24 protein-coding genes, 1 tRNA gene and 2 pseudogenes are annotated in these 25,240 nt (G+C 58.8%); 17 read left to right on the top strand and 10 right to left on the bottom strand.

The window, feature by feature from the left end:
• Positions 1 to 17 precede the first annotated feature (17 nt).
• Both cimA and ACOERD_RS15600 read left to right on the top strand, forming a co-directional pair.
• On the top strand, positions 18 to 1,652 hold the full coding sequence (gene cimA / locus ACOERD_RS15605) for a citramalate synthase (protein ID WP_419739643.1): 1,635 nt from the start codon (positions 18 to 20) through the stop codon (positions 1,650 to 1,652).
• Positions 1,649 to 2,431 (top strand): squalene/phytoene synthase family protein, encoded by a 783-nt coding sequence (locus ACOERD_RS15600; protein WP_419739642.1) that lies wholly within the window; start codon positions 1,649 to 1,651, stop codon positions 2,429 to 2,431. Before cimA ends, ACOERD_RS15600 begins: the two co-directional genes overlap by 4 nt.
• Here the strand turns inward: ACOERD_RS15600 and ACOERD_RS15595 are convergent, their stop codons facing one another.
• On the bottom strand, positions 2,432 to 3,658 hold the full coding sequence (locus ACOERD_RS15595) for an MFS transporter (RefSeq protein WP_419740151.1): 1,227 nt from the start codon (positions 3,656 to 3,658) through the stop codon (positions 2,432 to 2,434).
• Positions 3,659 to 3,755: 97 nt separating this feature from the next.
• Here ACOERD_RS15595 and ACOERD_RS15590 point away from each other — a divergent pair, with 97 nt between their 5' ends.
• From ACOERD_RS15590 to ACOERD_RS15575, 4 genes are read left to right on the top strand one after another with little or no spacing between them, the layout of a single operon-like run.
• On the top strand, positions 3,756 to 4,388 hold the full coding sequence (locus ACOERD_RS15590; RefSeq protein WP_419739641.1) for a DNA-3-methyladenine glycosylase family protein: 633 nt from the start codon (positions 3,756 to 3,758) through the stop codon (positions 4,386 to 4,388).
• Positions 4,385 to 5,050, top strand: a complete 666-nt coding sequence (locus ACOERD_RS15585) for an alpha/beta fold hydrolase (RefSeq protein ID WP_170479682.1) — start codon at positions 4,385 to 4,387, stop codon at positions 5,048 to 5,050. Before ACOERD_RS15590 ends, ACOERD_RS15585 begins: the two co-directional genes overlap by 4 nt.
• Positions 5,051 to 5,052: 2 nt before the next feature.
• Positions 5,053 to 5,556, top strand: coding sequence for an N-acetyltransferase family protein (locus ACOERD_RS15580; protein WP_419739640.1), 504 nt, complete (start codon positions 5,053 to 5,055; stop codon positions 5,554 to 5,556).
• Positions 5,550 to 5,852: a putative quinol monooxygenase gene (locus ACOERD_RS15575; RefSeq protein ID WP_419739639.1), complete on the top strand. Its 303-nt coding sequence runs from the start codon at positions 5,550 to 5,552 to the stop codon at positions 5,850 to 5,852. The genes ACOERD_RS15580 and ACOERD_RS15575 overlap by 7 nt, the downstream gene beginning before the upstream one ends.
• On the opposite strand, the gene ACOERD_RS15570 is transcribed toward ACOERD_RS15575, so the two are convergent.
• The 3 genes from ACOERD_RS15570 to ACOERD_RS15560 all read right to left on the bottom strand — a co-directional run bounded on the left by ACOERD_RS15570 (position 5,813) and on the right by ACOERD_RS15560 (position 8,352).
• Positions 5,813 to 6,283 (bottom strand): VOC family protein, encoded by a 471-nt coding sequence (locus tag ACOERD_RS15570; protein WP_419739638.1) that lies wholly within the window; start codon positions 6,281 to 6,283, stop codon positions 5,813 to 5,815. The two genes, ACOERD_RS15575 and ACOERD_RS15570, sit on opposite strands and share 40 nt — an antisense overlap.
• Before the next feature lie 32 nt (positions 6,284 to 6,315).
• On the bottom strand, positions 6,316 to 6,921 hold the full coding sequence (locus tag ACOERD_RS15565) for an rRNA large subunit pseudouridine synthase E (protein WP_419739637.1): 606 nt from the start codon (positions 6,919 to 6,921) through the stop codon (positions 6,316 to 6,318).
• Between the two features lie 249 nt (positions 6,922 to 7,170).
• On the bottom strand, positions 7,171 to 8,352 hold the full coding sequence (locus ACOERD_RS15560; RefSeq protein WP_419737631.1) for an ISNCY family transposase: 1,182 nt from the start codon (positions 8,350 to 8,352) through the stop codon (positions 7,171 to 7,173).
• A gap of 213 nt (positions 8,353 to 8,565) precedes the next feature.
• Between ACOERD_RS15560 and ACOERD_RS15555 the strand changes: the two genes are divergently transcribed.
• Positions 8,566 to 9,153, top strand: coding sequence for an HNH endonuclease (locus ACOERD_RS15555; protein WP_170458136.1), 588 nt, complete (start codon positions 8,566 to 8,568; stop codon positions 9,151 to 9,153).
• On the opposite strand, the gene ACOERD_RS15550 is transcribed toward ACOERD_RS15555, so the two are convergent.
• A complete protein-coding gene (locus ACOERD_RS15550; RefSeq protein ID WP_419739636.1) occupies positions 9,150 to 9,617 on the bottom strand; it encodes a disulfide bond formation protein B in 468 nt (155 codons plus the stop codon). The two genes, ACOERD_RS15555 and ACOERD_RS15550, sit on opposite strands and share 4 nt — an antisense overlap.
• Positions 9,614 to 10,192, bottom strand: a complete 579-nt coding sequence (locus ACOERD_RS15545; protein WP_419739635.1) for a YqaA family protein — start codon at positions 10,190 to 10,192, stop codon at positions 9,614 to 9,616. The genes ACOERD_RS15550 and ACOERD_RS15545 overlap by 4 nt, the downstream gene beginning before the upstream one ends.
• A gap of 145 nt (positions 10,193 to 10,337) precedes the next feature.
• On the opposite strand from ACOERD_RS15545, the gene ACOERD_RS15540 reads away from it, so the two are divergent.
• The 5 genes from ACOERD_RS15540 (at position 10,338) to ACOERD_RS15520 (ending at position 14,942) form a co-directional block, all read left to right on the top strand.
• Positions 10,338 to 10,423: transfer RNA gene (locus ACOERD_RS15540), tRNA-Leu, on the top strand.
• A gap of 402 nt (positions 10,424 to 10,825) precedes the next feature.
• Positions 10,826 to 11,794 carry a TAXI family TRAP transporter solute-binding subunit gene (locus ACOERD_RS15535; RefSeq protein ID WP_170373646.1) on the top strand — a complete coding sequence of 323 codons (969 nt, stop codon included), beginning with the start codon at positions 10,826 to 10,828 and terminating at the stop codon, positions 11,792 to 11,794.
• A gap of 102 nt (positions 11,795 to 11,896) precedes the next feature.
• A complete protein-coding gene (locus tag ACOERD_RS15530; RefSeq protein WP_419739634.1) occupies positions 11,897 to 14,509 on the top strand; it encodes a TRAP transporter permease in 2,613 nt (870 codons plus the stop codon).
• The gene (locus ACOERD_RS15525) at positions 14,506 to 14,688 is read left to right on the top strand and encodes a hypothetical protein (RefSeq protein ID WP_419739633.1); all 183 of its coding nucleotides are present in this window, start codon (positions 14,506 to 14,508) and stop codon (positions 14,686 to 14,688) included. Before ACOERD_RS15530 ends, ACOERD_RS15525 begins: the two co-directional genes overlap by 4 nt.
• Before the next feature lie 59 nt (positions 14,689 to 14,747).
• Positions 14,748 to 14,942, top strand: a complete 195-nt coding sequence (locus ACOERD_RS15520; protein WP_419739632.1) for a hypothetical protein — start codon at positions 14,748 to 14,750, stop codon at positions 14,940 to 14,942.
• 6 nt (positions 14,943 to 14,948) lie between these two features.
• Here ACOERD_RS15520 and ACOERD_RS15515 read toward each other — a convergent pair whose 3' ends face one another.
• Positions 14,949 to 16,691: an IS1634 family transposase gene (locus ACOERD_RS15515; RefSeq protein ID WP_419737624.1), complete on the bottom strand. Its 1,743-nt coding sequence runs from the start codon at positions 16,689 to 16,691 to the stop codon at positions 14,949 to 14,951.
• Between ACOERD_RS15515 and istA the strand changes: the two genes are divergently transcribed.
• From istA to ACOERD_RS15490, 5 genes and pseudogenes are all read left to right on the top strand, one after another.
• Complete coding sequence (gene istA / locus ACOERD_RS15510; RefSeq protein ID WP_419739631.1) at positions 16,684 to 18,273, top strand: IS21 family transposase; 1,590 nt, start codon at positions 16,684 to 16,686, stop codon at positions 18,271 to 18,273. The genes ACOERD_RS15515 and istA overlap by 8 nt on opposite strands.
• Positions 18,260 to 18,640 carry an ATP-binding protein gene (locus tag ACOERD_RS15505; protein ID WP_419739630.1) on the top strand — a complete coding sequence of 127 codons (381 nt, stop codon included), beginning with the start codon at positions 18,260 to 18,262 and terminating at the stop codon, positions 18,638 to 18,640. The genes istA and ACOERD_RS15505 overlap by 14 nt, the downstream gene beginning before the upstream one ends.
• Positions 18,594 to 19,775: an ISNCY family transposase gene (locus ACOERD_RS15500; RefSeq protein ID WP_419737631.1), complete on the top strand. Its 1,182-nt coding sequence runs from the start codon at positions 18,594 to 18,596 to the stop codon at positions 19,773 to 19,775. Before ACOERD_RS15505 ends, ACOERD_RS15500 begins: the two co-directional genes overlap by 47 nt.
• Before the next feature lie 140 nt (positions 19,776 to 19,915).
• Positions 19,916 to 20,407, top strand: a pseudogene (gene istB, locus ACOERD_RS15495) (IS21-like element helper ATPase IstB); the annotation flags it as partial.
• A gap of 190 nt (positions 20,408 to 20,597) precedes the next feature.
• A pseudogene (locus ACOERD_RS15490) lies at positions 20,598 to 20,918 on the top strand (universal stress protein); the annotation flags it as partial.
• A 1-nt stretch (position 20,919) separates the two neighbouring features.
• Here the strand turns inward: ACOERD_RS15490 and ACOERD_RS15485 are convergent.
• The 3 genes from ACOERD_RS15485 to ACOERD_RS15475 are packed head-to-tail and all read right to left on the bottom strand — an operon-like array spanning position 20,920 to position 24,999.
• The gene (locus ACOERD_RS15485; RefSeq protein WP_419739629.1) at positions 20,920 to 21,960 is read right to left on the bottom strand and encodes a lipocalin-like domain-containing protein; all 1,041 of its coding nucleotides are present in this window, start codon (positions 21,958 to 21,960) and stop codon (positions 20,920 to 20,922) included.
• Positions 21,950 to 24,355: an FtsX-like permease family protein gene (locus ACOERD_RS15480; protein WP_419739628.1), complete on the bottom strand. Its 2,406-nt coding sequence runs from the start codon at positions 24,353 to 24,355 to the stop codon at positions 21,950 to 21,952. Before ACOERD_RS15480 ends, ACOERD_RS15485 begins: the two co-directional genes overlap by 11 nt.
• Positions 24,352 to 24,999, bottom strand: a complete 648-nt coding sequence (locus ACOERD_RS15475; RefSeq protein ID WP_419739627.1) for an ABC transporter ATP-binding protein — start codon at positions 24,997 to 24,999, stop codon at positions 24,352 to 24,354. Before ACOERD_RS15475 ends, ACOERD_RS15480 begins: the two co-directional genes overlap by 4 nt.
• Between the last annotated feature and the right edge of the window lie 241 nt (positions 25,000 to 25,240).

Here is a 25,240-nt window from a genome sequence, read left to right as displayed (position 1 = left end):
GCCAGCGGGAGCAAGCCATGACAAAGGAACGCCTCTATCTCTACGACACGACCCTGCGCGACGGGCAGCAGACGCAGGGTGTGCAGTTCTCGACGGCAGAGAAAGTGCAGATCGCGCAGGCATTGGACGCGCTGGGGGTGGACTATATCGAAGGTGGTTGGCCCGGGGCGAATCCGACAGATAGCGCGTTTTTCGAGGTCGCTTCGAAGACCTCTGCCCGGTTGACAGCCTTCGGCATGACGAAACGCTCCGGACGGTCGGCCGAGAACGACGATGTGCTGGCCGCCGTTTTGAATGCCGGAACGCAGGCTGTCTGTTTGGTGGGCAAATCGCATGACTACCACGTAACCCATGCGCTTGGAATTTCGCTTGAAGAGAATGTCGAGAACGTCCGGGCCTCGGTCGCGCATCTTGTGGCGCAAGGGCGTGAGGCGCTGTTCGACGCCGAGCATTTCTTTGACGGCTACAAGGATAACCCGACCTATGCGACCGAGGTCTGCCGGGTCGCTTTGGACGCGGGCGCGCGTTGGGTGGTGTTGTGTGACACGAATGGCGGTGCTTTGCCATCCGAAGTCGGGCGCATCGTGTCCGAGTTGATCGCCGCTGGCCTGCCGGGGGATCGGCTGGGTATTCACACCCATAACGACACGGAAAACGCGGTTGCGTGTTCACTGGCGGCTGTCGACGCAGGCGCGCGCCAGATTCAGGGAACTCTCAACGGGTTGGGAGAACGATGTGGCAATGCCAACCTGACCGCTCTGATCCCGACCTTGCTGTTGAAAGAGCCCTATGCCTCGGGGTTCGAGATCGGTGTCAACCCACAGGCTCTGGCGGGTCTGACGCGGGTGAGCCGGATGTTGGACGATATCCTGAACCGGGTGCCCAGCAAGCAAGCGGCTTACGTTGGGGCCTCGGCCTTTGCGCACAAGGCGGGGCTGCATGCAAGCGCGATCCTCAAGGACCCTTCGACCTATGAGCATATCGACCCGGCGACGGTTGGGAACACGCGGATCATCCCGATGTCGAACCAGGCCGGGCAGTCGAACCTGCGCAAACGGCTGACCGACGCAGGCCTGATGGTTGAAAAGGGCGATCCAGCCCTTGGCCGTATCCTCGATAGGATCAAACAGCGCGAGGCTGAGGGGTATTCCTACGATACCGCTCAGGCGAGTTTCGAACTGCTGGCGCGTGATGAGCTAGGGCAGATGCCCGAGTTCTTTGAGGTCAAGCGCTACAAGGTCACCGTTGAACGCCGCAAGAATAAGTACAACAAAATGGTCAGCCTGTCCGAGGCCGTGGTTGTGGTAAAAGTGGACGGTGAAAAGAAGCTCTCGGTCAGTGAATCGGTGGATGATCAAGGTAGCGACCGAGGGCCGGTGAACGCGCTCTCCAAGGCGCTGGCGAAAGATCTGGGGCAGTATTCGCAGGTGCTGTCGGATATGCGATTGGTCGACTTCAAGGTGCGGATCACCCAAGGCGGGACCGAGGCGGTGACCCGCGTCATCATCGACAGCGAAGACGGGCAGGGGCGGCATTGGTCGACCGTGGGTGTAAGTGCCAACATAGTCGACGCCTCGTTCGAGGCACTGCTGGAGGCGATCCAGTGGAAACTGGTCCGCGACAGCGGGCATCGGAAAGCGGCGGCCGAGTGACTGCCGTCTTTGACGATGACGTAAAGGCTTGTGCGGCCCTGGTGCAAAAGGCCGATCCGGACCGATTTCTTGCCACCATGGCCTCACCCGTCGAAGCGAGGACCACTCTGTTTCCGATCTATGCGTTGAATGCCGAAATTGCGCGCGCACCATGGGTCACACAAGAGGCGATGATTGCTGAAATGCGCCTTCAGTGGTGGCGCGATGCGTTGCAGGAAATTGCCGCAGGGCAACAGGTGCGGCGGCATGAGGTGGTGACCCCTCTGTCTAGGGTGTTGTCGCCACATCTAGCCGGTTTGCTGGATGAATACGTGGCTGTCAGGCGGTGGGATATCTACCGCGATCCGTTCGAAGATACCGAGCATTTCGAGAACTACGTCGACCAAAGCGCTGGCACGTTGATGGTGGTGGCTGCGCAATCCCTCGGGGCTGCGGATGAGGGTGTTTTGCGCGATTTCGGTTATGCAGTCGGCGTCGCGAACTGGTTTCGGGCCATTCCGGAGCTGGAGGCCCGAGGGCGGATTCCCTTGCTTGACGGCACTGAAGACGGAGTACGCGCGTTGGCGGACACTGCGCTGAGGCGGTTGAAATCGGCACGCAGCAGGCGATCTGAGGTTTCTCGCGCCGCTCGTCCGGCGCTCTATGCCGGATGGCAGGCCGATTGGGTTTTGCGGAAGGTTCTGGCCAATCCCGCACGGGTCGCGCGCGGGGATCTGGCGCAGGGGGAACTCAGCCGAAGGATATCGCTGATGTGGACCGCTAGCACGGGCCGTTGGTGATCAGACCGTGTCAGGCTCGGCCGGGCGCATGACCAGCCACAACAGTGCGCCTCCGGCCAGTGTGAGCAGGGGAACCATGGCAAGGTTCACAGCCGTCCACCCTTCGACCGGGGACCCACCCGAGCAGTTCATCAACCCACCCGAGGCCAGCGAGGCAAAGGTCACGCCGCCAAACACCAAAAGGTCGTTCATGCCCTGCATCCGGCCACGCTCATTCACGTCATGAGAATCGGCCAGCATTGAGGTCGCGCCAATGAAGCCGAAGTTCCAACCGATCCCAAGCAGGATCAGCGCGACGAAAAAGTTGCCAAGCTCCACCCCTTGAAGGGCGACAACACCTGCGGCACCGAGAATGGCAAGGCCAAGCGCTACGATCTTTTCGACGCCAAAACGGGCGATCAGGTGGCCGGTAAAGAAGCTGGGGATATACATGGCGAGCACGTGGCCAGTCACCACATCTGCGGCATCATTGGCCGTGTATCCGCACCCGACCACAGCCAGAGGGGTCGAGGTCATCACGAGGTTCATCAGAGCGTAGGACACCATGGCGCAAATGATGGCGACGGCGATCCGAGGTGTCTTCAACATCTCGATCCGCGACCGACCTTTGGGGCTGTCTTCGCTCGCGCGTGGCGGCGTGGGGATGTCGAGAAAGAAGAACAACGCCGAGCCGATGACATTGATGCCGATCACAGCCAGATAGGTGCCCAGGAACGGAATGACATAGGCCGTTGAGGTCAGCTTGACGATCTGCGGGCCAATAATGGCAGCCGCCAGCCCGCCCGCCATCACGTAAGAAATAGCCTTGGGCCGAAACGCGTCCGATGCCGTATCCGCCGCCGCAAAACGGTAAAATCCGTGCGCGCTCATGTAGATGCCGGTCAACAGGCTGCCGATCAGGAAGACCGGGAAAGAGCCCAGATACAAACCATATGCTCCGATCAAACCGCCAAGCGCACCGGCGGTGGTTCCGACCAGAAACCCGGCGCGACGGCCCCAGCGTTGCATGATCGCAGAGATAGGCGTGGCCGCCAGCATCGATCCAAGAACGATCAGCGATATGGGCAGCGTCGCAAGGCAGGCGTTTGTGGCCAGCGATTGGCCGGCCAGCCCTCCGACAATGAACATCATCGGCATCTGCGCGCCCAGAACAGCTTGCGCGGCCACAAGGACTGCAACGTTACGCTTGGCCTGATAGTCGTTCGGGGTCTCTGAAATCACAGTCATGACGCCATGCGTATCGGCGATCTGCAGCTTGCACAAGCGGGTTGCATACGCGGCAAAGCGCCCTAACGTGCAAGTGACCGAAAACATCGGAGCGCACATGTCCGTCGGACGCATCATCGAAACCAACGCCTGTGTGTCCGAAGGGGCCGAGTGGCTGGCTCAATCCTGTCCGCGTATGGCCTATGCGATAGAACAGACGGAGCCGCTGCCTCTGCGTCGTAAACCGGATGGTTTTGCGCAGTTGTTGAGCGCAATCGTCAGTCAGCAGGTCAGCGTGGCCTCGGCAAATGCGATCTGGAAGCGGATGCAGGAGGCGAAACTGACCGGTCCCCGCAAGATCATGTGGGCGACGGATGAGGATTTGCGGGCCGTCGGGCTAAGCCGACAGAAGATCCGCTATGCCCGTGCTCTGGCCGAAGCACGTATTGATTACAAGGCGTTACGCGACGCACCTGATGCAGAGGTCATTTCGACCCTGACCGAGGTGTCCGGCATCGGTGTCTGGACCGCCGAGATCTACGCCATGTTCTCGCTGGGCCGCGCCGACGTGATCGCTCCGGGTGATCTGGCCCTGCAAGAGGCGGCGCGGGTTCTCTACGACTTACCCAAACGTCCGACGGACAAGGAACTCAGGCAGATGGCCAAGGCATGGTCGCCCTGGCGGTCGGTTGCGGCGCGGGTTTTGTGGGCCTATTACCGGGTGGCCAAGCAAAGAGAAGGGATCAGATGACACGGGTTTTGAACGCGCTCAGGAAAGAGCCGGTTTCGGGCGACACACGCTCGGTCGTGGTGTTCGTACACGGCTATGGGGCGAACGGGGCCGATCTGTTGGGCCTTGCCGACCCATTAGGCGAGCATTTGCCCGACACGCTGTTCGTCGCCCCCGATGCGCCGGAGCAGATCCCCGGAATGCCAAACGGGTTTCAGTGGTTCCCAATCCCATGGATCGACGGCTCGTCAGAGGAAGAATCCCGACGCGGCATGGAGATGGCAAGCGACGACTTCAACGCTTTCCTCGACGCGCTGATGGTCGACGAAGACGTGCTTCCCGAGCAGGTTGTATTGTTCGGGTTCAGCCAAGGCACGATGATGAGCCTGCACGTCGCGCCACGCCGTGAGGACCCTGTGGCCGGGATCGTCGCGTTCTCGGGCCGCTTGCTGGAGCCAGACTTGTTGCCTGACGAAACCGTAAGTCGGATGCCGATCCTGCTGGTCCATGGCGATGCGGATGACGTGGTGCCTCCGCAATCGCTGCCTGAGGCGGCCGAGGCCCTGCAAGCGGCGGATTTCAAAGAAGTCTACGCCCATGTCATGAAAGGCACCGGCCACGGTATCGCGCCGGACGGCCTGAGCGTGGCGCTAGCCTTCATGCGCGACAAGCTGAGTCTGTAGGCATGATCGCGGTTCGCCCCATGATGCCCGAGGATGTGGCCGACGCCTGCCGCATCCTCAACGATATCATCGCCGCAGGTGGAACGACCGCGCATGAAATTCCCTTTTCAGAGGCGTTGTTTTCACAGAGCTATCTGACCGGGGCTGACAAAATCTGCTGCCATGTCGCTTTGGATGACCAAGGCGCGGTGGCCGGGTTTCAGTGGTTGGGTACTCATGATGCACTGCCCGAAGATTGTGCGGATATTGCCACCTTTACCCGGCGCGATCCTCCGTTGCGTGGCGCAGGGCGTGCGTTGTTTCAAGAAACCTCGAAAACTGCGGCGGCCTTGGGGTTCAAGGCGATCAACGCCACCATACGCGCGGACAATTCGCCGGGCCTTGGCTACTACGGAAAAATGGGGTTCGTTGACTATTCTGTGGACTATGGCCGCCCACTGCGGGATGGCACACCGGTCAATCGAATTTCGAAACGCTTTGATCTTGGAAAGGGCAACGCATGTTGATTGTCACCGGAACCGTCGAAGTCTCGGCCGATCATGTTGACAAGGCAGCAGAGGCTGCAAGGGCGATGGTCGCTGAAACGGTGAAAGAACCGGGCTGCCTGATCTATGAATTCAGCCAGGTTCTGGGCCATGCGAACCTCTTCCGGGTCTATGAAGAATGGCAGGATCAGGCCGCGTTAGAGGCGCATTTCGCCGCCCCGCATATGGCTACATTCCAAGCCGTATTGGCTGAGGTTGGGGTGATCTCAAGCGAGATCTATCGCTTTGTGGGCGGAGAAAAGCAGCCCTTGCGCTGACGGTTTCGGGCCCAAAGGTGCCCTTCGGCAAATTCGACTGAGTTGCCAGAAGGATCGCGCACGTAAAGGGACCGCGCGCCGTTTGGCCAATCGAACTCGGCATCCAGGGGGATGTTCCAATCCAACAGGTGCTTTCGCATTGCAGCCATCTCATCCCGCGTCAGGACGAGGCACACATGCCCTGGCCCAAGCGCGCCGTGCGGAGGGACAGGCAGGTCTGGGTTCAGTGGCGGCTGCTGGGTCTTTTCAGGATTGAATATCAGCAGAACAGAGGCTCCGACCCGATAAAACACGTGGCGATCCTCAATGCGCTGTATCTTTTCCAGCCCCAGAACCTCACCGTAGAACCGTTCGGCGGCGTCCAGATCATCGACATAAAGCGCCGCTTCCAAGATGGCAGAGGGGGCCGGTATCTCGGGTGTCACCTTCATGTGGTTCAGTTTAGCCCGGCGCGTGTGGTCTGTCACCGTCGGGGGCGTCGATCCCGTTTGCGCTGAGCCGTAGCCTGTATCTGCGGCATCGGCAGGCTGTCCCACTGACCCGTCTTCAGCCCTTCAAGCGTCCAGTCTCCGATGCGACAGCGGATCAGGCGCAGGGTCGGCAGACCAACCGCCGCTGTCATCCGGCGCACCTGCCGGTTTTTGCCCTCGCGAATCGTCAGCTCAATCCAGCTGTCCGGCACGGTCTTGCGTTCGCGGATTGGAGGAATACGGGGCCAGAGGTCCTCGGGCTCATCAATCTGACGTACTTTGGCGGGGCGGGTCAGGCCATCCTTCAACTCGACCCCATCGCGCAGGGCCTTGAGGGCCGCCATATCCGGCTCGCCTTCGACCTGCACCCAATAGGTTTTGGCCATCTTGTGTTTCGGGTCTGATATCTGCGCCTGCAGCTTGCCATTGTCGGTCAACAACATCAGCCCTTCGCTGTCACGGTCCAACCGACCGGCGGGATAGACGCCGGGCGGGTCGATGAAATCCGACAAGGTGCTGCGCGGCGACTCGGCGTTTGCGCGGTCTGTGAACTGCGGCAGCACGTCAAAGGGTTTGTTGAATCGAATGAACCAGCTCATGCCACCGCCATAGCCTGCAAAACACGCTGTGTGCAACCTGTGGATAACTGTCATCTGTCTGTTACGGATTCGGCTTACCCAGTCTGCGACATATTGTGGAAACTCAGGGCTGTCGAGAACATTCTGAATTGTCCGGTGTAGGTAACATGCCAATTGTCCGCTTCAGTTGATTGCGCGGTGGCCCAATTCGGAGGGAGCCGTAGGCGACCGTAGATTTGGGCCACCGCGTTCGCGCCACGTCGAAGCGGGTCACGCGACTTTGTGTTTGCTATCCTCCTGTGTGATGGGTGATCCGTCAGGCTGGTAGCGGCCAATGCATCTCGGGCCGTGGAAGATGACCAGTTGACCATCGGGGTATTCGTGGACCCTGACCTTCGCCTTGACGAAATGATGACGGTGCCTGTCTGCCGCGATCTGCATGACCAGGCCCTTGTAGCGCACCGTATTGTCGTTGCCGACGACGCGGTCTTCCTGCACACACAGGGTGTCGCGCACATTGCCTGTAAACGGCACGAAGGCCGAGGTCGTATCCTCCGGCTCCTTTGCAAACAGGGCATTGTGTTCGGGAAGATAGACCTCTTTCAGGAACTGATTGGCCTCTTCAATGGTTGTGATCCCATGGGACCGCAGTTCCTGCGGCAATCGGTTCTGGAACGTGCCAAACATGCGTTCAGACCGTCCACGGGCCTGCGGTGAATAGGCCGGGATCAGCTCAATGCCGAGTTGCTGCAAGGCGCGCCCGACCTGGGTCAGATTGTCCTTGTCCACTTTGCCGCCCGCTTCGGGCGTATGCCAGTAATGAGAGCCCCGATCGGCATAGAGCGAGCAAAACAGACCTTGCGCCTCGATCACCTCTGTCAGCCCCTGAAAACTGCTCATCGTCCCTTCTTCCTCGACAAAGAATGCCGAATAAACCCGGTTGGTGGCATCGTCCATGGTGACGATCAGATCCCACCACTGACCCGGAACCCATTCATGGCTGGAGCCGTCCTGATGCAACATCATGCCAACCATCGGACGGCGGGGCCGCTTGCGCCGATGGGCACCTCGTCGGGGTGCTGCCTGAACCCGGCCGTGGCGCTGCAGTGTAAGCCGCACCCAGTTGTAGCTCTGTGTGAAACCATGGTGGGCCACCAGCTTCTCGTGGAAATGCTTCGGCGTGTAATCCCAGTACTTGGTATCAAACAGTTCAAGCATCTCCATGACCTTATCCGTGGCAACACGATTGTTGGCCAGTTTGCCAAGCCGACGGTCGTACAGACCTTCTGCACCATCCGCCTCAAATCGATCCTCCCAACGCCTGACGGTGCGCACGGATACACCCAGTATCTCAGCCGCCTGTTCTTGCGTCAGCTTGTTCGCGCTTCGCCGCGAATACACATCTTCAAACTTCATCAGTCGAACTTCCTGTAACACTTCTGCTCGGTTCATAACGCCTCCTCTCAGAGACAGAATAGAACCGGACAGATCGCATGTTACATACACCGGACATATCGCGTGTTAGCGACACGGAACTGGACAAGATGTGTGAAACTCAGGGCTTGTCAGAGTTTTAACACGATATATAGTTATCTTAAGGCCGGGGCGGGTGCTCCCCGCTCTGGTGTCACAAACGGGCAGCTGAGAGCGAGGAGCGATTCTGTGATGGACGGAGACTTCAGGACCGATTTTGTAAGAGAACCGGGTATGCTCAAACAGCATCCGGCCTTGGTTTTGAATGCCGATTACCGCCCTTTATCTTACTATCCCTTGTCTCTGTGGCCGTGGCAGGAGGCGGTCAAGGCGGCCTGGTTGGACAGGGTCGACATCGTGGCTGAATATGACGAAGTGGTCCGCAGCCCGAGTACCGAGATCCGAATACCGTCGGTGGTTGTCCTCAAAGACTATGTAAAACCCAGAAAGCGCGTGGCCTTCACGCGCTTTAATTTATTTCTGAGGGATGAATTCCGCTGCCAGTATTGCGGAAGCCGCGACAACCTGACCTTTGACCACGTTGTGCCGCGTGCCGCCGGAGGGGTGACGAGTTGGCAGAACGTGGTTGCCGCGTGCAGCCCATGTAACCTGCGCAAAGGTTCCAAGTCGCTGCGTCAGGCAGGCATGAACCTGCGCAAACCACCGCGTCAGCCCGATGCGGAGGCCTTGCGCAATATTGGACGGAAATTCCCGCCGAACCACCTGCATGACAGCTGGATCGACTTCCTCTATTGGGACGCGGAACTGGACGAGGCTTAAGCCTTCGCCCGCCACGCGGCCAGCCAGAGCAATACCAAAACCGCAGATATGGCTGCGTTCCATCCGGCCATGGACAGACCAAACATTTCCCACGGAATCTCATCGCATCGCACCAGCGGGGCTGCCATGATCTGGTTCATCAGCTCTTCTGCCGACAACCCTCCGATATCACCCGAGGTGCAGGTTGAGGGACCTTCCCACCATCCTTGCTCAACGCCCGCGTGAAAGAAGCCAATTCCGGCTGTGATCAACGCAGCGAAGGCTCCAATCAGCGGTAGCGGGTTGAGTTTTGGCAGCATCAAGGCCAAAGCACCGATCACGACTGCAGCAAAATGGGGATAGCGTTGCCAGATGCACATTTTGCAGGGGGCGAGACCGCCAAGATACTGAAATCCCCAGGCGCCCAACAACAGGGCCGCCGACCCTCCGGCTGCGAGGATCACGTAAGTTGATCGTTTTGTCATAGATATTTAACCGCCAGGAACCCACCGAACAGCAGGATGATGAACAGGGTGAACATAAGCCCGAGGCGCTTTTCGATGAAGTCCCGGATCGGCTCTCCGAACTTCCACAGCAGGCCTGCCACAAGGAAGAACCGCAACGCACGCGCCAGAATCGAGGTCGCAATGAAGGTACCCAGCGGCATGCCGGTCCAGCCGGACATGATGGTGATTACCTTGTAGGGGAAGGGGGTCACACCGGCGGCCAGCACGGCCCAGAAGCCGAAATCGTTGAAGCGGGTGTTGAACTCTTCCATCGCGTCGGCCTTGCCCATAGATTCGAGAATGGGTTGTCCGATGCTTTCATAGGCAAAGGCGCCAATCGCATAGCCCAGCATACCGCCCAGAACCGAGGCCACCAGGGCAACGCCTGCAATGAGCCACGCCTTCGAGGGGCGCGCCAGAATCATCGGGATCATCAGGACATCGGGTGGGATTGGAAAGAATGAGCTTTCGATAAAAGCCACGACTGCAAGAGCCCATAGGGCACGAGGGTGCTCGGCCAGCCGAATGGTCCAGTCATACAGGGATCGCAGCATCACACTCTCACAGTCGCGTCTCAGGTCGTGACAGGCAAACCACGGGCGTGCGGAAGGGTCAACTGCCGTGCGGCCAACAATCGACGGGGCAGTGTGTTTTTGCCTCTGGACCTTCCCGGTTAGGGGCGCTAATCCAATGTCCGTGGCCCAAGTGGCGGAATGGTAGACGCAGGGGATTCAAAATCCCCCGGTAGTGATACCGTGCCGGTTCGAGTCCGGCCTTGGGTACCAAAGTAAAAACAGAGGGTTAGGGGAACCTGCTCTCTGTTTTTTCTTTTTCAAGTGATGTCTTGCTACGCATGTGCACCCTTATTGGGCATTTAACCCGCGATCCTCTGAATAAAACGGTTTTATCTCGCTGCGGGTAAAATAGCTTAGAAGCCGCCGCTCGATGGGGAAAGATTTGAAAACAACCTCATATCTGATGCGAGAGGCGTTCTGTTGAAGGGCTGGCCTTGACTTTCAGCGTATCTGAATGAAACCTCGGACCTGTTGGGAGATATCGGAAAATCTATATAGCTGGCCCTGTTGCAATGCGGATTGATCTGACCTATCGGCACAATCCCCAATGCGGGTCCCGAAAGGGAGGCGTCAGCCTTTTCCCGCCCAAGTCATAATAATGGGAGTTCTTAAATGAAAAACAGCAGCAAGCTTAGCCTCGGCGCGTTTGTGACCGCTGCGATGATGGCACCTGCCGCCTATGCGGAAGAGTTCATCACCATCGGTACAGGTGGCGTAACCGGCGTGTACTATCCCACCGGTGGTGCGATCTGCCGTCTGGTCAACAAAGGCCGCAAGGAACACGGCGTGCGCTGCTCGGTCGAATCGACCGGCGGCTCGGTCTACAACATCAACACCATCCGTGAGGGTGAGCTGGAGTTTGGTGTGGCCCAGTCCGACTGGCAATACCACGCATATAACGGCACATCGAAATTCGAAGAGGCTGGCCCCTTCGAAAACCTGCGCGCCGTATTCTCGGTACACCCCGAGCCCTTCACCGTTGTGGCCCGTGCCGATTCCGGCATCGCCAGCTTTGAAGACCTCAAAGGTAAGCGCGTAAACATCGGCAACCCCGGTTCCGGTCAGCGCGGCACTATGGACGTTGTTCTGGAAGCTATGGGCTGGACGCTGGACGACTTCGAACTGGCATCTGAGCTTAAAGCGGCCGAGCAGTCGGCAGCTCTGTGTGACAACCAGATCGACGCGATGATCTACACTGTGGGTCACCCGTCGGGTTCGATCCAGGAAGCGACCACCGCGTGTGATTCCGTTCTGGTGAACGTCACTGGCGACGCGATTGACGGCCTGATCGACGGCAACTCGTACTACCGTACTGCGACCATTCCGGGTGGCATGTACCGTGGCTCGGACGGTGACACCACCACCTTCGGTGTTGGCGCGACCTTCGTAACATCGGCAGATGTGTCGGAAGATGCTGTATATGCAGTTGTCAGCTCGGTTTTCGAGAACTTCGACGACTTCAAAAAGCTGCACCCTGCATTTGCAAACCTGAAGCCCGAAGAGATGATCGCGGACGGCCTGTCGGCTCCGCTGCATCCGGGTGCTGAAAAGTACTACAAAGAAAAAGGCTGGGTTCAGTAAACCAGACCTGAAGCAGGGTGCCCAAGGGCGCCCTGCAACCCAAGCCCGGATCGAACGGGCAAAAATAAGGCCAAAAAGGCCACATGACGGGGAGACATTTATATGAGTTCCGACACGCAATCCAACCGACCGCTATCCGAAGAAGAGCTGCAGGAGCTTGTTGCCTCCTCCGACGCGGGCGGTCGTAACCCGGTCGGTAGTGTCGGGATCTTTCTGGCGATTGTCGCCGCGCTTTGGTCGGTGTTTCAGGTCGTTTTGGCCTCGCCGGTATCAAACGTCGTTTTGCCTGGCAGCGTGGTCAACAACTCGCGCCAGATCCACCTGGCCTTTGCGATGTTCTTGGCTTTTGCGGCCTATCCGGCGCTGAAATCCAGCCCTCGGAACTATATCCCCGTGCAGGACTGGATTATGGGGCTGCTGGGCGCGTTTGTGGCGCTCTACGGCTACTTTTTCTACGACAAGATCGTGAATGCAGGCGGTCTGGCGGACGACACCGATAAATGGGTCGCGTTGGGTGGGTTGCTGTTGCTGTTCGAGGCCGCGCGTCGTGCGCTTGGCCCGGCCATGGCGATCATCGCGACGATCTTCCTTGCCTATGTCTTCTTCGGCTCGTCCGAATGGGTGCCTGAGGTGATCCGCTGGAAAGGCGCGAGTCTTAAAAAAGCTATGAGCCATATGTGGATCACGTCCGAGGGCGTGTTCGGCATCGCGCTTGGAGTCTCGACGAAATTCGTCTTCCTGTTCGTGTTATTCGGAGCGTTGCTCGATAAGGCCGGGGCAGGGAATTACTTTATCAAGATGGCCTTCGGCGCCCTCGGCCATCTACGCGGTGGCCCGGCCAAGGCGGCTGTCGTGGGTTCGGCGGCGACCGGTCTGATCTCTGGTTCGTCGATTGCCAATGTTGTGACCACCGGTACGTTCACCATTCCGCTGATGAAGCGCGTCGGCTTCTCTAGCGAACAGGCGGGCTCGGTCGAGGTTGCCTCATCCGTGAACGGCCAGATCATGCCACCTGTCATGGGGGCCGCGGCCTTCCTGATGGTGGAATATGTGGGTATTTCCTACGTTGAGGTCATCACCCATGCCTTCCTGCCGGCTGCGATCTCTTACATCGCGCTAGTCTACATCGTGCATCTGGAAGCCGTTAAGCGGAACATGCCGACATTGGGCAACCGTGAGGTTCACCTCGCGCGGACCGTGGTCGGGATGCTGTCCTTCTTCATCGTCTTTGCTGGCCTGTGCTATGGCTCGCAATACCCGGTCGAAGCGGTCACCAGCATGGTGCCAACCGCCGCTGGCATGGTGCTTAGCCTGATCGTCTGCGCAGTCTATGTGGCGCTGCTGTATCTGGCTGCGCAGGTCCCTGACCTTGAGCCGGATGATCCAAATGCCAAAGAGGTGGAACTGCCCGTCATCGCAGACATCTACAAGGCGGGTCTGCACTATTTGCTGCCGATCATCGTGCTGGTCTACTTCTTGATGATCGAGCAGAAATCACCCGGTCTGTCTGCCTTCTGGGCAACGGCGCTACTGTTCGTGATCCTGCTGACGCAGAAGCCGCTCAAGGCGATCTTCCGGGACGAGAGCGAGGTCTACAACCGCTTCATCGATGGTGTTGCCGATCTGTGGCAGGGCCTGATCGACGGCGCGCGCAACATGATCGGGATCGCTCTGGCTACAGCCACGGCGGGCGTGATCGTGGGAACCGTGACCCTGACCGGTGTGGGCCAAGTGATGGCCGATCTGGTCGAATTCCTGTCGGGCGGCAACCTGATCCTAATGCTGGTGATGGTTGGTATCCTCAGCCTGATCCTGGGTATGGGCCTGCCGACCACGGCGAACTACATCGTCGTAAGCTCTCTGATGGCGGGTGTGGTTGTTGAGCTGGGCGCGCAGAGCGGACTGATCGTGCCGCTGATCGCCGTGCATCTGTTCGTGTTCTACTTCGGGATCATGGCGGACGTGACGCCTCCGGTTGGGTTGGCGAGCTTTGCGGCTGCGGCTGTGTCCGGTGGTGATGCGATCCGTACCGGTTTCACGGCCTTCTTCTATAGCCTGCGGACCGTTGCGCTGCCGTTTGTGTTTATCTTCAACACAGACCTGCTGCTGATCGACGTGACATGGGTCGAAGGGATCACCGTTGCCATATTTGCTACGATTGCGATTTTGGTCTTCACGGCGGGTACCATGGGTTATTTCCTGACCCATAACCGCATCTATGAAAGCGTTGCTCTGATCGCGGTGGCCTTTGCGCTGTTCCGGCCAGACTTCTTCATGGACCGGATCTCGCCACCCTTTAGCTCGGTCGAGCCAGCCGCCTTCGTGGAAACCATCGGAGAAACGCCTCCGGGCACCGAGGTCCGCGTTGTTGTCAGTGGACCGGACTTCGACACGCTCGAGATGACGGACACTACCGTTGTCGTGACTGTCGGCGATGAAGAGGGCGGTGCCGCGCGCGTTGACGCCATGGGCCTACTGCTCTTGGAAGAGGACGGACTGGTCAAGCTCGAAGAGCCTCTGTTCGGTTCGCCTGTCGCGGATGAGCTTGGCATATTCGACTATTACGGCGATGACGCGGTGCGTCTGAGCTCGGTCAGCCTGCCGTCCGCTCAGCCTCCGAAACAGCTGATCTATATCCCGGCGATGCTCTTGTTGGGCCTGATCGCCTTCCTGCAACGCGGCCGGGCCGCCAGACAAGAAGAGGTGGCGGCATGACACAATCGGTTCTCTGCGCCGTAGATATCAGCAATGGTGATCTGGACAGCCCGGTGCTGAAGAAAGCGGCCGCACTGGCAGATATGGACGGCGCGCAACTGGATGTGGTGACCGTCCTTCCATGTAGAAAAGCGTGCAATTTTGACCCCCTAAGCGGGGAAATCGGCGTCCAAATTTGACCCCTCCCTATGGTTGTAGACATCCTTTTCATTGAGCAGTCGATGGAGAGGCAAGCGGGATGATTTGCGTGGAAACTATTAGAAAAGTGCGTCGCTTACACCTGATCGAAAAAAAGAGCATCAAGGAAATTTGCCGTTCGCTCAATTTCCTGACTTCCGACATTTTTTCGTATAAGTCATTGATATTATTATGCCTTGGTTGCCAAAAGGCACTACACGGACTTTTTTCGCCAGCGATTGTTTCGGAGTGTTGAGGGAGCTCAGGCTTTGGTCTGGCCAGTTTTTCGGGTGCGCCCGGGGGGTATCTTGAAAGGGGCTTCGTTCCAGGTCAGGCCGACGCAGGTGAGGATGCGTCTGGCATCGACCGTGGCATGGCTTGGCATGCCGTAGCGGTCAGGGGTGCCTTTGTGGCGCAGGATCGAGAGCTGCAATGCGTTCAACTCGTTGCGGATACGAGCCGGGCTCATCGGGTGTCCGAGCAGGTCCAGATGCTTGCGCAGGTGCTGCAGGCAGCAGAAGGCCATGTAGCAGATGGCGATATGGGCCCGGACCCGACGCGGCGACCAGTGATAGATGGGCCGGATTTTCAGATCGTGCTTGTTGGTGCGGAAGCAGGCTTCGATCTCCCACAACTGGTGATAGCGGGCAATGACGTCCTGTGCCTCCAGTTCGTCCGCACCATGAACAACAATGGCATGCAGCCCGTCCCATTGTGCCGCTGCCTTGATCTTTGCATCATCCAGCGTGACGTCCCCGCTGTCGGGGAAGGCCAGGAAGCGGCCATATCCCCGGCTGCTGAAGCTGCCGGGTTTGCGAGAGCGCTTGAGCTTCTTGTGCAGCTTTTCGATTGCCTTGTCGCGCTTGTGGGCATCATTGCGTGCCCGGGTGGGTGACCAGGTCACAATGACCCGCGCTCCCTCCTGGTCGATCACCTTGTACCAGCCCTTCTCGGTTGCCTCTTCAGAACCGTGTCCAGCCCAAGGCTGGCGTCCCTCCGGGCTCAAAATGTTCGCCTTCACGGCGGCCGGGGCGGACTTCATGCGATAGCCGAGGATGTAGGGCAGACCCTTGTTCTGCAACATCTGCTGGTTGTCCTTGCTGAGCATGGCGGCATCGGCCACGAACGTGACCCTGGCCACGTCGAAGCGTCCCTCCAACGCCTTCAGCGCAGCTTCCAGCGTATGACCTTCCCAGGTGTTTCCCGGGAAGAGTTCATAGCCCACAGGCAGCCCATCGGAGGTGACGATCAGCGCCAGCATGACCTGAGCGCGGTGATGCTTGCCATCCTTGCTGAAGCCCTTGGCCAGAAGATGATCCTGCTCGACCCCGTCCGCATCCTCGGCCGGGTCCTCGCGCTCGGTGTCAAAGGCCAGGGTCGTGCAATCGTAGAACAGCACGGTCACTGGCCCGCCCAGCAACTTCTCTGCCGCCGCGTGAGAGGTTTTGCAAATCCCGTCTATCACCGGCGTATTGATGTAATCCATGCTCCGATAGACCACGTCCAGATTGAGCGTGATGCCTGCCTGGTTCTCCAACGCCTCCACGGTCGCGCGCTTGCTCTCGGGCTGTGCGATCCGCGCCATAACCAGCTCTTTCACAATGCGATTGGCACTTTTACGCGCCGCCCCCAGAAGGGCCCCCCAACCCAGTTGGTCATACATCGTCCCCATGACATCCCGCAGACCCAGAGAGACCCGCGCCTCCTCACGGCACTCGGCAAGATCAACGCCAAGCTTGTCCGGCCGCGGAGCGCGGCGCACCAGCGCCTGCAGATCGGCATATTCCGTGGGCGTGAACAGTTCCATTTGCGGCGAGCGATCAATGCGTAATTGCTCCATCAAGCGGCCCGCCAGACGCTTGATATCCTCAATCTCGCTGTCGTTATGGGCCACACCCACATGGCGCAGGATCTTCTGGCGTACCTTGGAGCCGGTGCGGACGGATTCAACGATCTGGATCCGTGTGCGGTTGAGCTTTGCGTCATGTTTGGTGCGGATGAACATGGGCGAAGAGGTTAGCCATCTGAAGGCCCATGTCAATACTTTTTATAATAATGGGGCACTACAACGCGCCTCTGAGCAACCACACCTGAAAACAAACCAAAAACCCAGTCAGATCAACAAAAAGGTCGGAAGTCAGGAGGAAATTTGCCGTTCGCTCAATTTGAGCCGTGCAACGGTTCGAAAGATAATCCGATCGGGAGTGACGGAGTTCAAATATGAGCGCAAATCGCAGCCATACCCGGTGCTCGGGCCTTGGCGCGCGCGTCTGGATGAAACGCTTGAGGAGAACGAGGCGCTTCCGAAGAAACACCGCAAGCGGATGACCAAAATCTGGAAGGAACTCTCCGATGATGGTTTTGGCGGCGGGTATGACAGTGTTCGACGCTACACAAAGAATTGGCGCATTGCGCACGGCCGACAACAGGCGCAGGCGTTCATCCCGCTGATCTTTGATCCTGGGGAGGCGTACCAGTTCGACTGGAGTGTGGAGACGGTTTTGATGGACGGTGCACTCACGACCGTGAAGGTTGCCCATTTCAAACTTTGCCATAGCCGCATGCCATTCTCCATTGCCTATCCGCGCGAGACGCAGGAGATGGTCTTTGATGCCCACGACGAGGCCTTCAAATTCTTTGGTGGAGGCTGCATCAACGGGATCTACGATAACATGACGACCGCCGTCGATGCGATCCTGTCGGGCAAGGAAAGAAAGTTCAACAAGGCATTCTCCCGGATGTGTTCTCATCATCTGGTGAACCCGATCGCCTGTACGCGCGCGGCCGGTTGGGAGAAGGGTCAGGTTGAGAATCTGGTCAAGGAGAGCCGCGCCTATAGTTTTACACCGCGTCTGGAGGTGGCCGACTTCGATGAATTGAATGCCCGGCTGCAAAAAGACGCGATCAAACGCGCAAAAGAACTGCGGCATCCGGAAAACCTGGAGGTGACGGTCTGGGAGGAGTTCCAGCAGGAAAAGCCGCTGCTGACGCATCTGCAGAAGCCCTTCGTCGGGTTCCGTGAAAAGACGGTCGCCGTGAGCCGAACCTGCCTGATCAACTTCGAAAGAAACAAATACAGCGTTGAGGCAAGAGCTGTTGGACGTCAGGTCCAGTTGCAGGTCTACGCCACGCGGATTGTCCTGCGCCAAGACGGTGAGATTGTCGGAGAGCACGAACGGTGCTTCGGCCGAGGAAAAACGATCTTCAACCCTTGGCACTATGTGCCCGTCCTCAAGCGCAAGCCTGGCGCTCTGCGCAATGGAGCACCGTTCCGTGACTGGGACCTACCACCGGCAATGACGCAGATCTGGACCCATCTGCGGGGCACATCCGACGGAGACCGGCAACTTGCCGATATTCTTTTCGCTGCTTACCAGCACGACATTGATGTGGTCGAGGCTGCCTGCGAAGAAGCTCTAAAATCTGGCCTGCGCAAGGCCGATGCGATCCTGAACATTGTCTCTCGGCGCACCAATCCCCCGCCGCCAAAGGCGATTGAGCCGCCTGCCCACCTGCAGCTGAAAATGGCACCGATCGCGGATTGCGCTCGCTATGACAGGCTTGGAGGCTCCCATGCAACTGCGTAAGGAAATTCTCGAACTTGCCCGTCAACTGAAGTTGCCAGGCATCGTCAACTGCTTTGACGAAGTGATGCAGGCCGCAGCCAAAAACAACTGGCGGCCCCAACAGGTCGTGGCCGAACTCCTCACGGCCGAACTGGCCGAAAAGACTGCGCGCTCGATCCGGTATCAGATGGGTGCCGCAAAGTTCCCGGTCTGCAAGTCCTTACCTGAGTTCGACTTCACGGTCAGCCCCGTCAACGAGGAAGTGTCGCTAACACGCGATATGTCCGGTGTATGTAACATGCGATCTGTCCGGTTCTATTCTGTCTCTGAGAGGAGGCGTTATGAACCGAGCAGAAGTGTTACAGGAAGTTCGACTGATGAAGTTTGAAGATGTGTATTCGCGGCGAAGCGCGAACAAGCTGACGCAAGAACAGGCGGCTGAGATACTGGGTGTATCCGTGCGCACCGTCAGGCGTTGGGAGGATCGATTTGAGGCGGATGGTGCAGAAGGTCTGTACGACCGTCGGCTTGGCAAACTGGCCAACAATCGTGTTGCCACGGATAAGGTCATGGAGATGCTTGAACTGTTTGATACCAAGTACTGGGATTACACGCCGAAGCATTTCCACGAGAAGCTGGTGGCCCACCATGGTTTCACACAGAGCTACAACTGGGTGCGGCTTACACTGCAGCGCCACGGCCGGGTTCAGGCAGCACCCCGACGAGGTGCCCATCGGCGCAAGCGGCCCCGCCGTCCGATGGTTGGCATGATGTTGCATCAGGACGGCTCCAGCCATGAATGGGTTCCGGGTCAGTGGTGGGATCTGATCGTCACCATGGACGATGCCACCAACCGGGTTTATTCGGCATTCTTTGTCGAGGAAGAAGGGACGATGAGCAGTTTTCAGGGGCTGACAGAGGTGATCGAGGCGCAAGGTCTGTTTTGCTCGCTCTATGCCGATCGGGGCTCTCATTACTGGCATACGCCCGAAGCGGGCGGCAAAGTGGACAAGGACAATCTGACCCAGGTCGGGCGCGCCTTGCAGCAACTCGGCATTGAGCTGATCCCGGCCTATTCACCGCAGGCCCGTGGACGGTCTGAACGCATGTTTGGCACGTTCCAGAACCGATTGCCGCAGGAACTGCGGTCCCATGGGATCACAACCATTGAAGAGGCCAATCAGTTCCTGAAAGAGGTCTATCTTCCCGAACACAATGCCCTGTTTGCAAAGGAGCCGGAGGATACGACCTCGGCCTTCGTGCCGTTTACAGGCAATGTGCGCGACACCCTGTGTGTGCAGGAAGACCGCGTCGTCGGCAACGACAATACGGTGCGCTACAAGGGCCTGGTCATGCAGATCGCGGCAGACAGGCACCGTCATCATTTCGTCAAGGCGAAGGTCAGGGTCCACGAATACCCCGATGGTCAACTGGTCATCTTCCACGGCCCGAGATGCATTGGCCGCTACCAGCCTGACGGATCACCCATCACACAGGAGGATAGCAAACACAAAGTCGCGTGACCCGCTTCGACGTGGCGCGAACGCGGTGGCCCAAATCTACGGTCGCCTACGGCTCCCTCCGAATTGGGCCACCGCGCAATCAACTGAAGCGGACAATTGGCATGTTACCTACACCGGACAATTCAGAATGTTCTCGACACCCCGTCAACGAGGAAGTCGTGCGCAATCTTCATGACGGCGATTTTATGGACCAGGCCAGGAATGGCGTGCTGGTCGGTGGAACCGGATCGGGCAAAACGCATCTCGCAACAGCGATCGGGGGCCACGCGGTCAATAACCGCCGGCGGGTCAGGTTCTTCAGCGCTGTGGATCTCGCGAACAAGCTGGAGGCTGAACATCGCGAAGGCAACGCCGGGCGGCTCAGCGAGCAGCTGATCCGCGTCGACCTCGTGATTATAGACGAACTCGGTTATCTGCCGTTCGCAGAGTCTGGTGGACGATTACTCTTCCATCTCATCAGCAAACTGTACGAGCGAACGTCTATTCTGCTAACAACCAACCTCGCATTTGCTGAATGGCCGAGTGTGTTCACAGATGCCAAAATGACCACTGCTCTCCTGGATCGACTGACACACCATTGCGATATCATCGAAACCGGGAACGAAAGCTGGCGAATTAACCACCGCGACTAACCTCGAAATCGGGGAATAAATTCAAAACAGACAGCAGGTCAAACCTTCAGTCGAGCTACGCTCTCTTTTCGGTTTGACCTGCTGTCCACCCCCTCCTGAATCAACCTAAACACGACCCCCTCAACGCCCCTCTTAGCTCCAAGGGGGGGTCAAATTTGGACGCCGATGGGGGGTCATTATTCAATGCCGATTGACAGTCCTTCCAGACTATGGCGAAAGCTGGGTCTCGGGATTCTTCGAGGCCGACCACCACGAGAAGGCGTTGGAACAGGCACAGGCTGAGTTGACCGAGTTATGCGTGGCGACCTTGGGTGCAGAGCGCAACGCCTCCGTCCGGCATGTCGTCGCCACCGGGACCGCCTATCAAGAGATCCTGAAAACAGCGGAAAGTGCGGGGTCCGATTTGATCGTAATCGGGGCGCACAAGCCAGATCTGAAGGACTATCTTCTGGGACCGAACGCCGCCCGTGTGGTGCGGCACGCAAATGTCTCGGTTTACGTCGTGCGGTAGATCAGTATCCGGTCATCTCCAGATAACCGCGCCCGGCGTGGCTGCCTGAGACGGTGACCGGACCTTCCCAGTACTCAAATCGCGTTCCCATCCAGGCATCGGGGATCAATGCCTCGACCTCAACATTCAGGTCATAGTCCGGCAGTGCAACGTTCCAGCGTATAGGCACGTCGCGCCCGGCAACCGGCGCGGTTTCAAGCGGCTTGAACGAGGCCGACCCGTCAGGCAACGCCCGCGTGGTGCCATCCGCATTGATCCATGTGGCGGGCGTAAAGTCCTGACGATCGCCACGCAGGCGAAAACCCATCAGCTTCTCGCCGGTATCAAAGCTGAGCGAGAACCAATCCCAACCGCTCTGATCCTCGGCCAGTGGTTGCGAGGACCACTCACGATCCAACCATGCCTGACCGGTGACCGTGACGTCCCGGTCCGGCAGGTGCAATGTGCCCTCGACGGTGTAGAACGGTTGCGAATAGTAATAGCTTGCCTGTCCGTCGGCGGATTTTACGGAATAACCAGCATCCCCATGAAAAACCAACGGCCCTTGAGCGTTCAGCGCAAGGTCATAGCCAAAGTCGGCGCCATGGGCCGTAAGGGATAGAGTATCGAAGTCCGGGCCACTCATCCTCCATTCGTCGATCCACGCCGCAAATGGTTGGGCGGTGACACCCGCCTGTCCCACGCCGCCGCGTGACAGGCGTTCCGCAAAGAAGTGGCGTTCAGGCGTGGTGACGGCCGCATGGCCCATCCAGATCTGAGGGCTCTGCCAGCCTTCGGTTTCAAAGGGTTTCAGGGCTGATCGGAACAAGGTCCATTGAATGCCATAGTCTTTCCCGTCATCGCCCTTCAGGTTGGCCGTCAAATACCACCATTCGATCCGATACGCGGGATGAGGGCCGTGATCTGCGGGGAATTCGAACGTGTAGCCGCGCTGAGGGACTTCGAATCCTTCGGCGGAACCGCCAAGCCCTGCATACCCCTGAGCCAATGCGCCAAAGGGGAAGAGAAGCAGCACCGCAATCAAAAAGGCCTTAGCGTTCATTGGCAAATACTCTCAGCAAGTCAGCGGGTGGCAGACGCAGCAGACGCAGGGCGGGCAGGGCGGCCGCGGCCAGCGCGGCAACGAGGGTCAGCAGGAAGAGAACAAGCCAGTCCCATGGGAAGACATACATGGGCAGCCGCCAACCGAAGGCCTCGACATTGATTACGGCCAGCAGCACCCAGGCGAGGATCAGACCGAGTGGCAGCGCAAGGCAAGCCGTCATCGCGGCCAGAATGGCGCTGCGCGATAGCTCCAGCCGCGCCAACTGCGCGCGGTCTAGTCCAAGCGCCCAAACCGGGGCGATCTGGGGCAGACGCTGCGTCCAAAGTGTCAGGAGGCTGGTGAGGATGGCAAACCCGGCAACTCCAAGCGTTAGGACATTGAGGGCCGAGGTAACTACAAAGGTCTTTTCAAAAATCGCGCGCGATTGGGCTTTCATCGCGGCCTGTTGAACGACGGCCTGAGGCGCAAGATCGAACCGCTCGCGCAGGGTTTGCGCCAACTCGGTCGCGCGGTTTGGGTCGAGCCGAATGCCGAACCGGCGCGCCTCTTGCCCCGGTGCGATTTGGTCCAGTTGCGCCATCGAAACAATCGCTTGCCCGGTCGGGTTGCCATAGTCCGAGTAAACCCCTGCGACTGGCAGTTGGTGGTTCGGACCAAGGCGTAGTACGTCACCGGGCCAAAGGTCGGCGCGTCGTGCAAGCTGTTCGTTTATCAAAACCGCATCACCCGACATGACCCGATCCCAACTATCATCTGTGCGCGCGATCAATGGCCAATACTGGCGGTAGGTCGGGTCGTCGACCACGCCATACAGGAACAACGGCCCGGTTTCATGCGCCAGTTCCACGTTGCGGATGGGGAGGGTAGCTGTGACTTGCGGCTCTAGCCACTGGGTGATCTCACGCCCTTGTTGGTCGCTTTCGGCGGTCAGGTAAAGCTCGGAGGTTAGTCGTTGATCCAGCCAGCCGACAAAGGTGAGGCGGAAGCTGGAGACCATCGTTCCCACGCCGATATTCGCCGCGAGGGCCAGCAGTAGGGCCATCAATGCGAGCGACAGACCGGGCAGTTGCGCGCGCATGTCTGCCCAGACCCATTGCGCCACCGGGCCGTGGGCGCGACGGGCGCAGAGGTTTAGCGCTACAGACAGGCTAATCGGCAACAGCAAGGCCGCCCCCGTCAACAGGCCCGCCAATAGTGCGAAACCGCCGAGGAGGCCTCCGACCGTGGTGTAAGCGAGGCCCCCGAAGACAAGCAGCGCCAAGCCGCAGTAGGCCGCTAGCCGTTGGCCTTGCCCGCTTCCGCGCCAGGCCTGCACGCCCGGGCCAGCCAATAACGGCATTCGTGACAGGCGCCAAAGGGCTTGTGCGCTCGCGATCAGAGTGCCTCCGAGCGCCATTCCTAATCCGGCCAACGCCCATGCGGGTTGGAGGGTCAATTGCCCGGTCACAGGTGCGCCGTAGAGGCCGCGCAATGTGGCGGCCACATCTGGTAAAAGCGCTCCGGCGAGGAAGAAGCCTAGGATCAAGCCGATGATGCCTCCGATCAGGGCCAGCAGGGTCAGCTCAGCCAGGATCAACCAGACCAGCCGCCGCATCGAGACACCAAGCGCCCGCAACGTTCGGATCATGCCGCGACGCTGTGCAAAGGCCAGACCAACCGTGCCGTTCACGATGAACAGCCCCACGGCAAAGGACAGCATTCCAAACGCGGTCAGGTTCAGGTGGAAACTGTCGGTCAGCTGCGCGGTATCGACTTGTGAGGCGGGGCTGACCCGCTCCAACTCTGGCGCGATTTCGGACAGTGGAGGGACCGAGCGAGGTTGGTTCGGTAGAACGACAAGGCGAGAGATCTGACCGGGCGCCTCGAGCAAGGTTTCGGCAACTCCAATGTCGGTCAGTATGACATCGGGTGGAAGTTCGGTTGTGATCAGGACCTGCGGCAGATCGTCTTGTGTCTGCAATAGGGTGGCCAACTCAGCCGAGGCCAGCAAGCGACCTGGCGCCGTAAGGATATCAGCGGGATCCGTTTCGGCCTCAGCCTCGGTGATCGCAGGGAGGGCCGGATAGGCGACCATGTCGACGCCTAACACGCGCAGCGTTCGGCCGTGGATGCGATAGGGCCCCTCGAGCACCGCTGCGACCTGCCAACCGGCGCGGCGCAGGTCGGCATAGCGGGCCAAAGGGATCCCGCCCGAAGGATCGCGCAGCTCATCAAACTGGCCGAGGGCAAGCTGCGCATTGGCACGGGCGTAGCTGGCGCGGGCCTCAGCATTGATCGCCTGAACCGCCGACCAAAGCCCGGTTGCCAACGCGATCCCAATTAGAAGCGTTGCAAGCTGCAACCAATGGCTTCGCCAATGAGATAACAGCGCCTGTATTATGGCAGCCGTCATTGAATACGCCCGCCTGCCAGATGAACTCTGCGATCCAGTTGGCCTGCGATATCTTGCGAATGCGTCACCAATAGCAGCGCGGCACCTGACTCAGTCACGAGGGACAGCATCAGATCCAGAACGGCCGCACTGGCGGTTTCATCCAGATTTCCCGTTGGCTCATCCGCGAGCAGTAAGTTGGGTCTGACGGCCATCGCGCGCCCTATGGCGACGCGTTGTTGTTGACCGCCGGACAGTCGCTCAGGGAAGCGGGACAGAAGATCACTTAGGCCGAGGCGATCAGCTAGATGAACCTCCCATTCGGGGTCGTGGCACTCAGCCAACCGCGCGTGGAAGGACAGGTTCTGGGCGACCGTCAGCGATGGGATCAGGTTGAACTGCTGAAATACCAGCGAGACGTGTTTCCGTCGTAGCCCGGCGCGCCCGGCATCATCCAGATGTGACAGAGCAATACCGTCCAGCGTGATCTCTCCGGCATCAAAATGATCCAGCGCAGCCGAAAGGTTCAGCAGGGTGGATTTGCCACTGCCGCTTTCACCGGTTAGCGCCAAGGTTTGGCCGTGGTCCAGCGACAGCGAAACATCCTGCAGCACAGGCCGTCCACCGGGATAGGTCTTGTGAACATGTTCAATCGACAACAGCATGATCCGCCTCGCTTTTCGTCCTAGATGTGCAACTGTTTGACCCGCTGTCCAGTGCCGACTGGGTCTTGATACCTGACATCGGCCTGTGCCCTTGTGCTTGCGGGCCGCAAAGGTCATGCTGAGACGACCTTACCGCAGCTTGATTCAGGACGTAAAAACATGACCTTGCTACATCAGATTGTCTGGGGAAGCACGTTTCTGGGCCTTTGTTTTCTGGTCGAAATCCTGCTTTTGACATGGT

This window comes from Ruegeria sp. (genome assembly GCF_965199275.1).
Lineage (GTDB): Bacteria > Pseudomonadota > Alphaproteobacteria > Rhodobacterales > Rhodobacteraceae > Ruegeria.
This window is presented reverse-complemented; position numbering and strand designations above follow the sequence as displayed.

Coding starts and splice junctions, on each gene's coding strand:
- cimA (WP_419739643.1), top strand. CDS start 18: ATGACAAAGGAACGCCTCTATCTCTACGACACGACCCTGCGCGACGGG.
- ACOERD_RS15595 (WP_419740151.1), bottom strand. CDS start 3,658: ATGACTGTGATTTCAGAGACCCCGAACGACTATCAGGCCAAGCGTAAC.
- ACOERD_RS15590 (WP_419739641.1), top strand. CDS start 3,756: ATGTCCGTCGGACGCATCATCGAAACCAACGCCTGTGTGTCCGAAGGG.
- ACOERD_RS15585 (WP_170479682.1), top strand. CDS start 4,385: ATGACACGGGTTTTGAACGCGCTCAGGAAAGAGCCGGTTTCGGGCGAC.
- ACOERD_RS15580 (WP_419739640.1), top strand. CDS start 5,053: ATGATCGCGGTTCGCCCCATGATGCCCGAGGATGTGGCCGACGCCTGC.
- ACOERD_RS15575 (WP_419739639.1), top strand. CDS start 5,550: ATGTTGATTGTCACCGGAACCGTCGAAGTCTCGGCCGATCATGTTGAC.
- ACOERD_RS15570 (WP_419739638.1), bottom strand. CDS start 6,283: ATGAAGGTGACACCCGAGATACCGGCCCCCTCTGCCATCTTGGAAGCG.
- ACOERD_RS15565 (WP_419739637.1), bottom strand. CDS start 6,921: ATGAGCTGGTTCATTCGATTCAACAAACCCTTTGACGTGCTGCCGCAG.
- ACOERD_RS15560 (WP_419737631.1), bottom strand. CDS start 8,352: ATGAACCGAGCAGAAGTGTTACAGGAAGTTCGACTGATGAAGTTTGAA.
- ACOERD_RS15555 (WP_170458136.1), top strand. CDS start 8,566: ATGGACGGAGACTTCAGGACCGATTTTGTAAGAGAACCGGGTATGCTC.
- ACOERD_RS15550 (WP_419739636.1), bottom strand. CDS start 9,617: ATGACAAAACGATCAACTTACGTGATCCTCGCAGCCGGAGGGTCGGCG.
- ACOERD_RS15545 (WP_419739635.1), bottom strand. CDS start 10,192: ATGCTGCGATCCCTGTATGACTGGACCATTCGGCTGGCCGAGCACCCT.
- ACOERD_RS15535 (WP_170373646.1), top strand. CDS start 10,826: ATGAAAAACAGCAGCAAGCTTAGCCTCGGCGCGTTTGTGACCGCTGCG.
- ACOERD_RS15530 (WP_419739634.1), top strand. CDS start 11,897: ATGAGTTCCGACACGCAATCCAACCGACCGCTATCCGAAGAAGAGCTG.
- ACOERD_RS15525 (WP_419739633.1), top strand. CDS start 14,506: ATGACACAATCGGTTCTCTGCGCCGTAGATATCAGCAATGGTGATCTG.
- ACOERD_RS15520 (WP_419739632.1), top strand. CDS start 14,748: ATGATTTGCGTGGAAACTATTAGAAAAGTGCGTCGCTTACACCTGATC.
- istA (WP_419739631.1), top strand. CDS start 16,684: ATGAACATGGGCGAAGAGGTTAGCCATCTGAAGGCCCATGTCAATACT.
- ACOERD_RS15515 (WP_419737624.1), bottom strand. CDS start 16,691: ATGTTCATCCGCACCAAACATGACGCAAAGCTCAACCGCACACGGATC.
- ACOERD_RS15505 (WP_419739630.1), top strand. CDS start 18,260: ATGCAACTGCGTAAGGAAATTCTCGAACTTGCCCGTCAACTGAAGTTG.
- ACOERD_RS15500 (WP_419737631.1), top strand. CDS start 18,594: ATGAACCGAGCAGAAGTGTTACAGGAAGTTCGACTGATGAAGTTTGAA.
- ACOERD_RS15485 (WP_419739629.1), bottom strand. CDS start 21,960: ATGAACGCTAAGGCCTTTTTGATTGCGGTGCTGCTTCTCTTCCCCTTT.
- ACOERD_RS15480 (WP_419739628.1), bottom strand. CDS start 24,355: ATGACGGCTGCCATAATACAGGCGCTGTTATCTCATTGGCGAAGCCAT.
- ACOERD_RS15475 (WP_419739627.1), bottom strand. CDS start 24,999: ATGCTGTTGTCGATTGAACATGTTCACAAGACCTATCCCGGTGGACGG.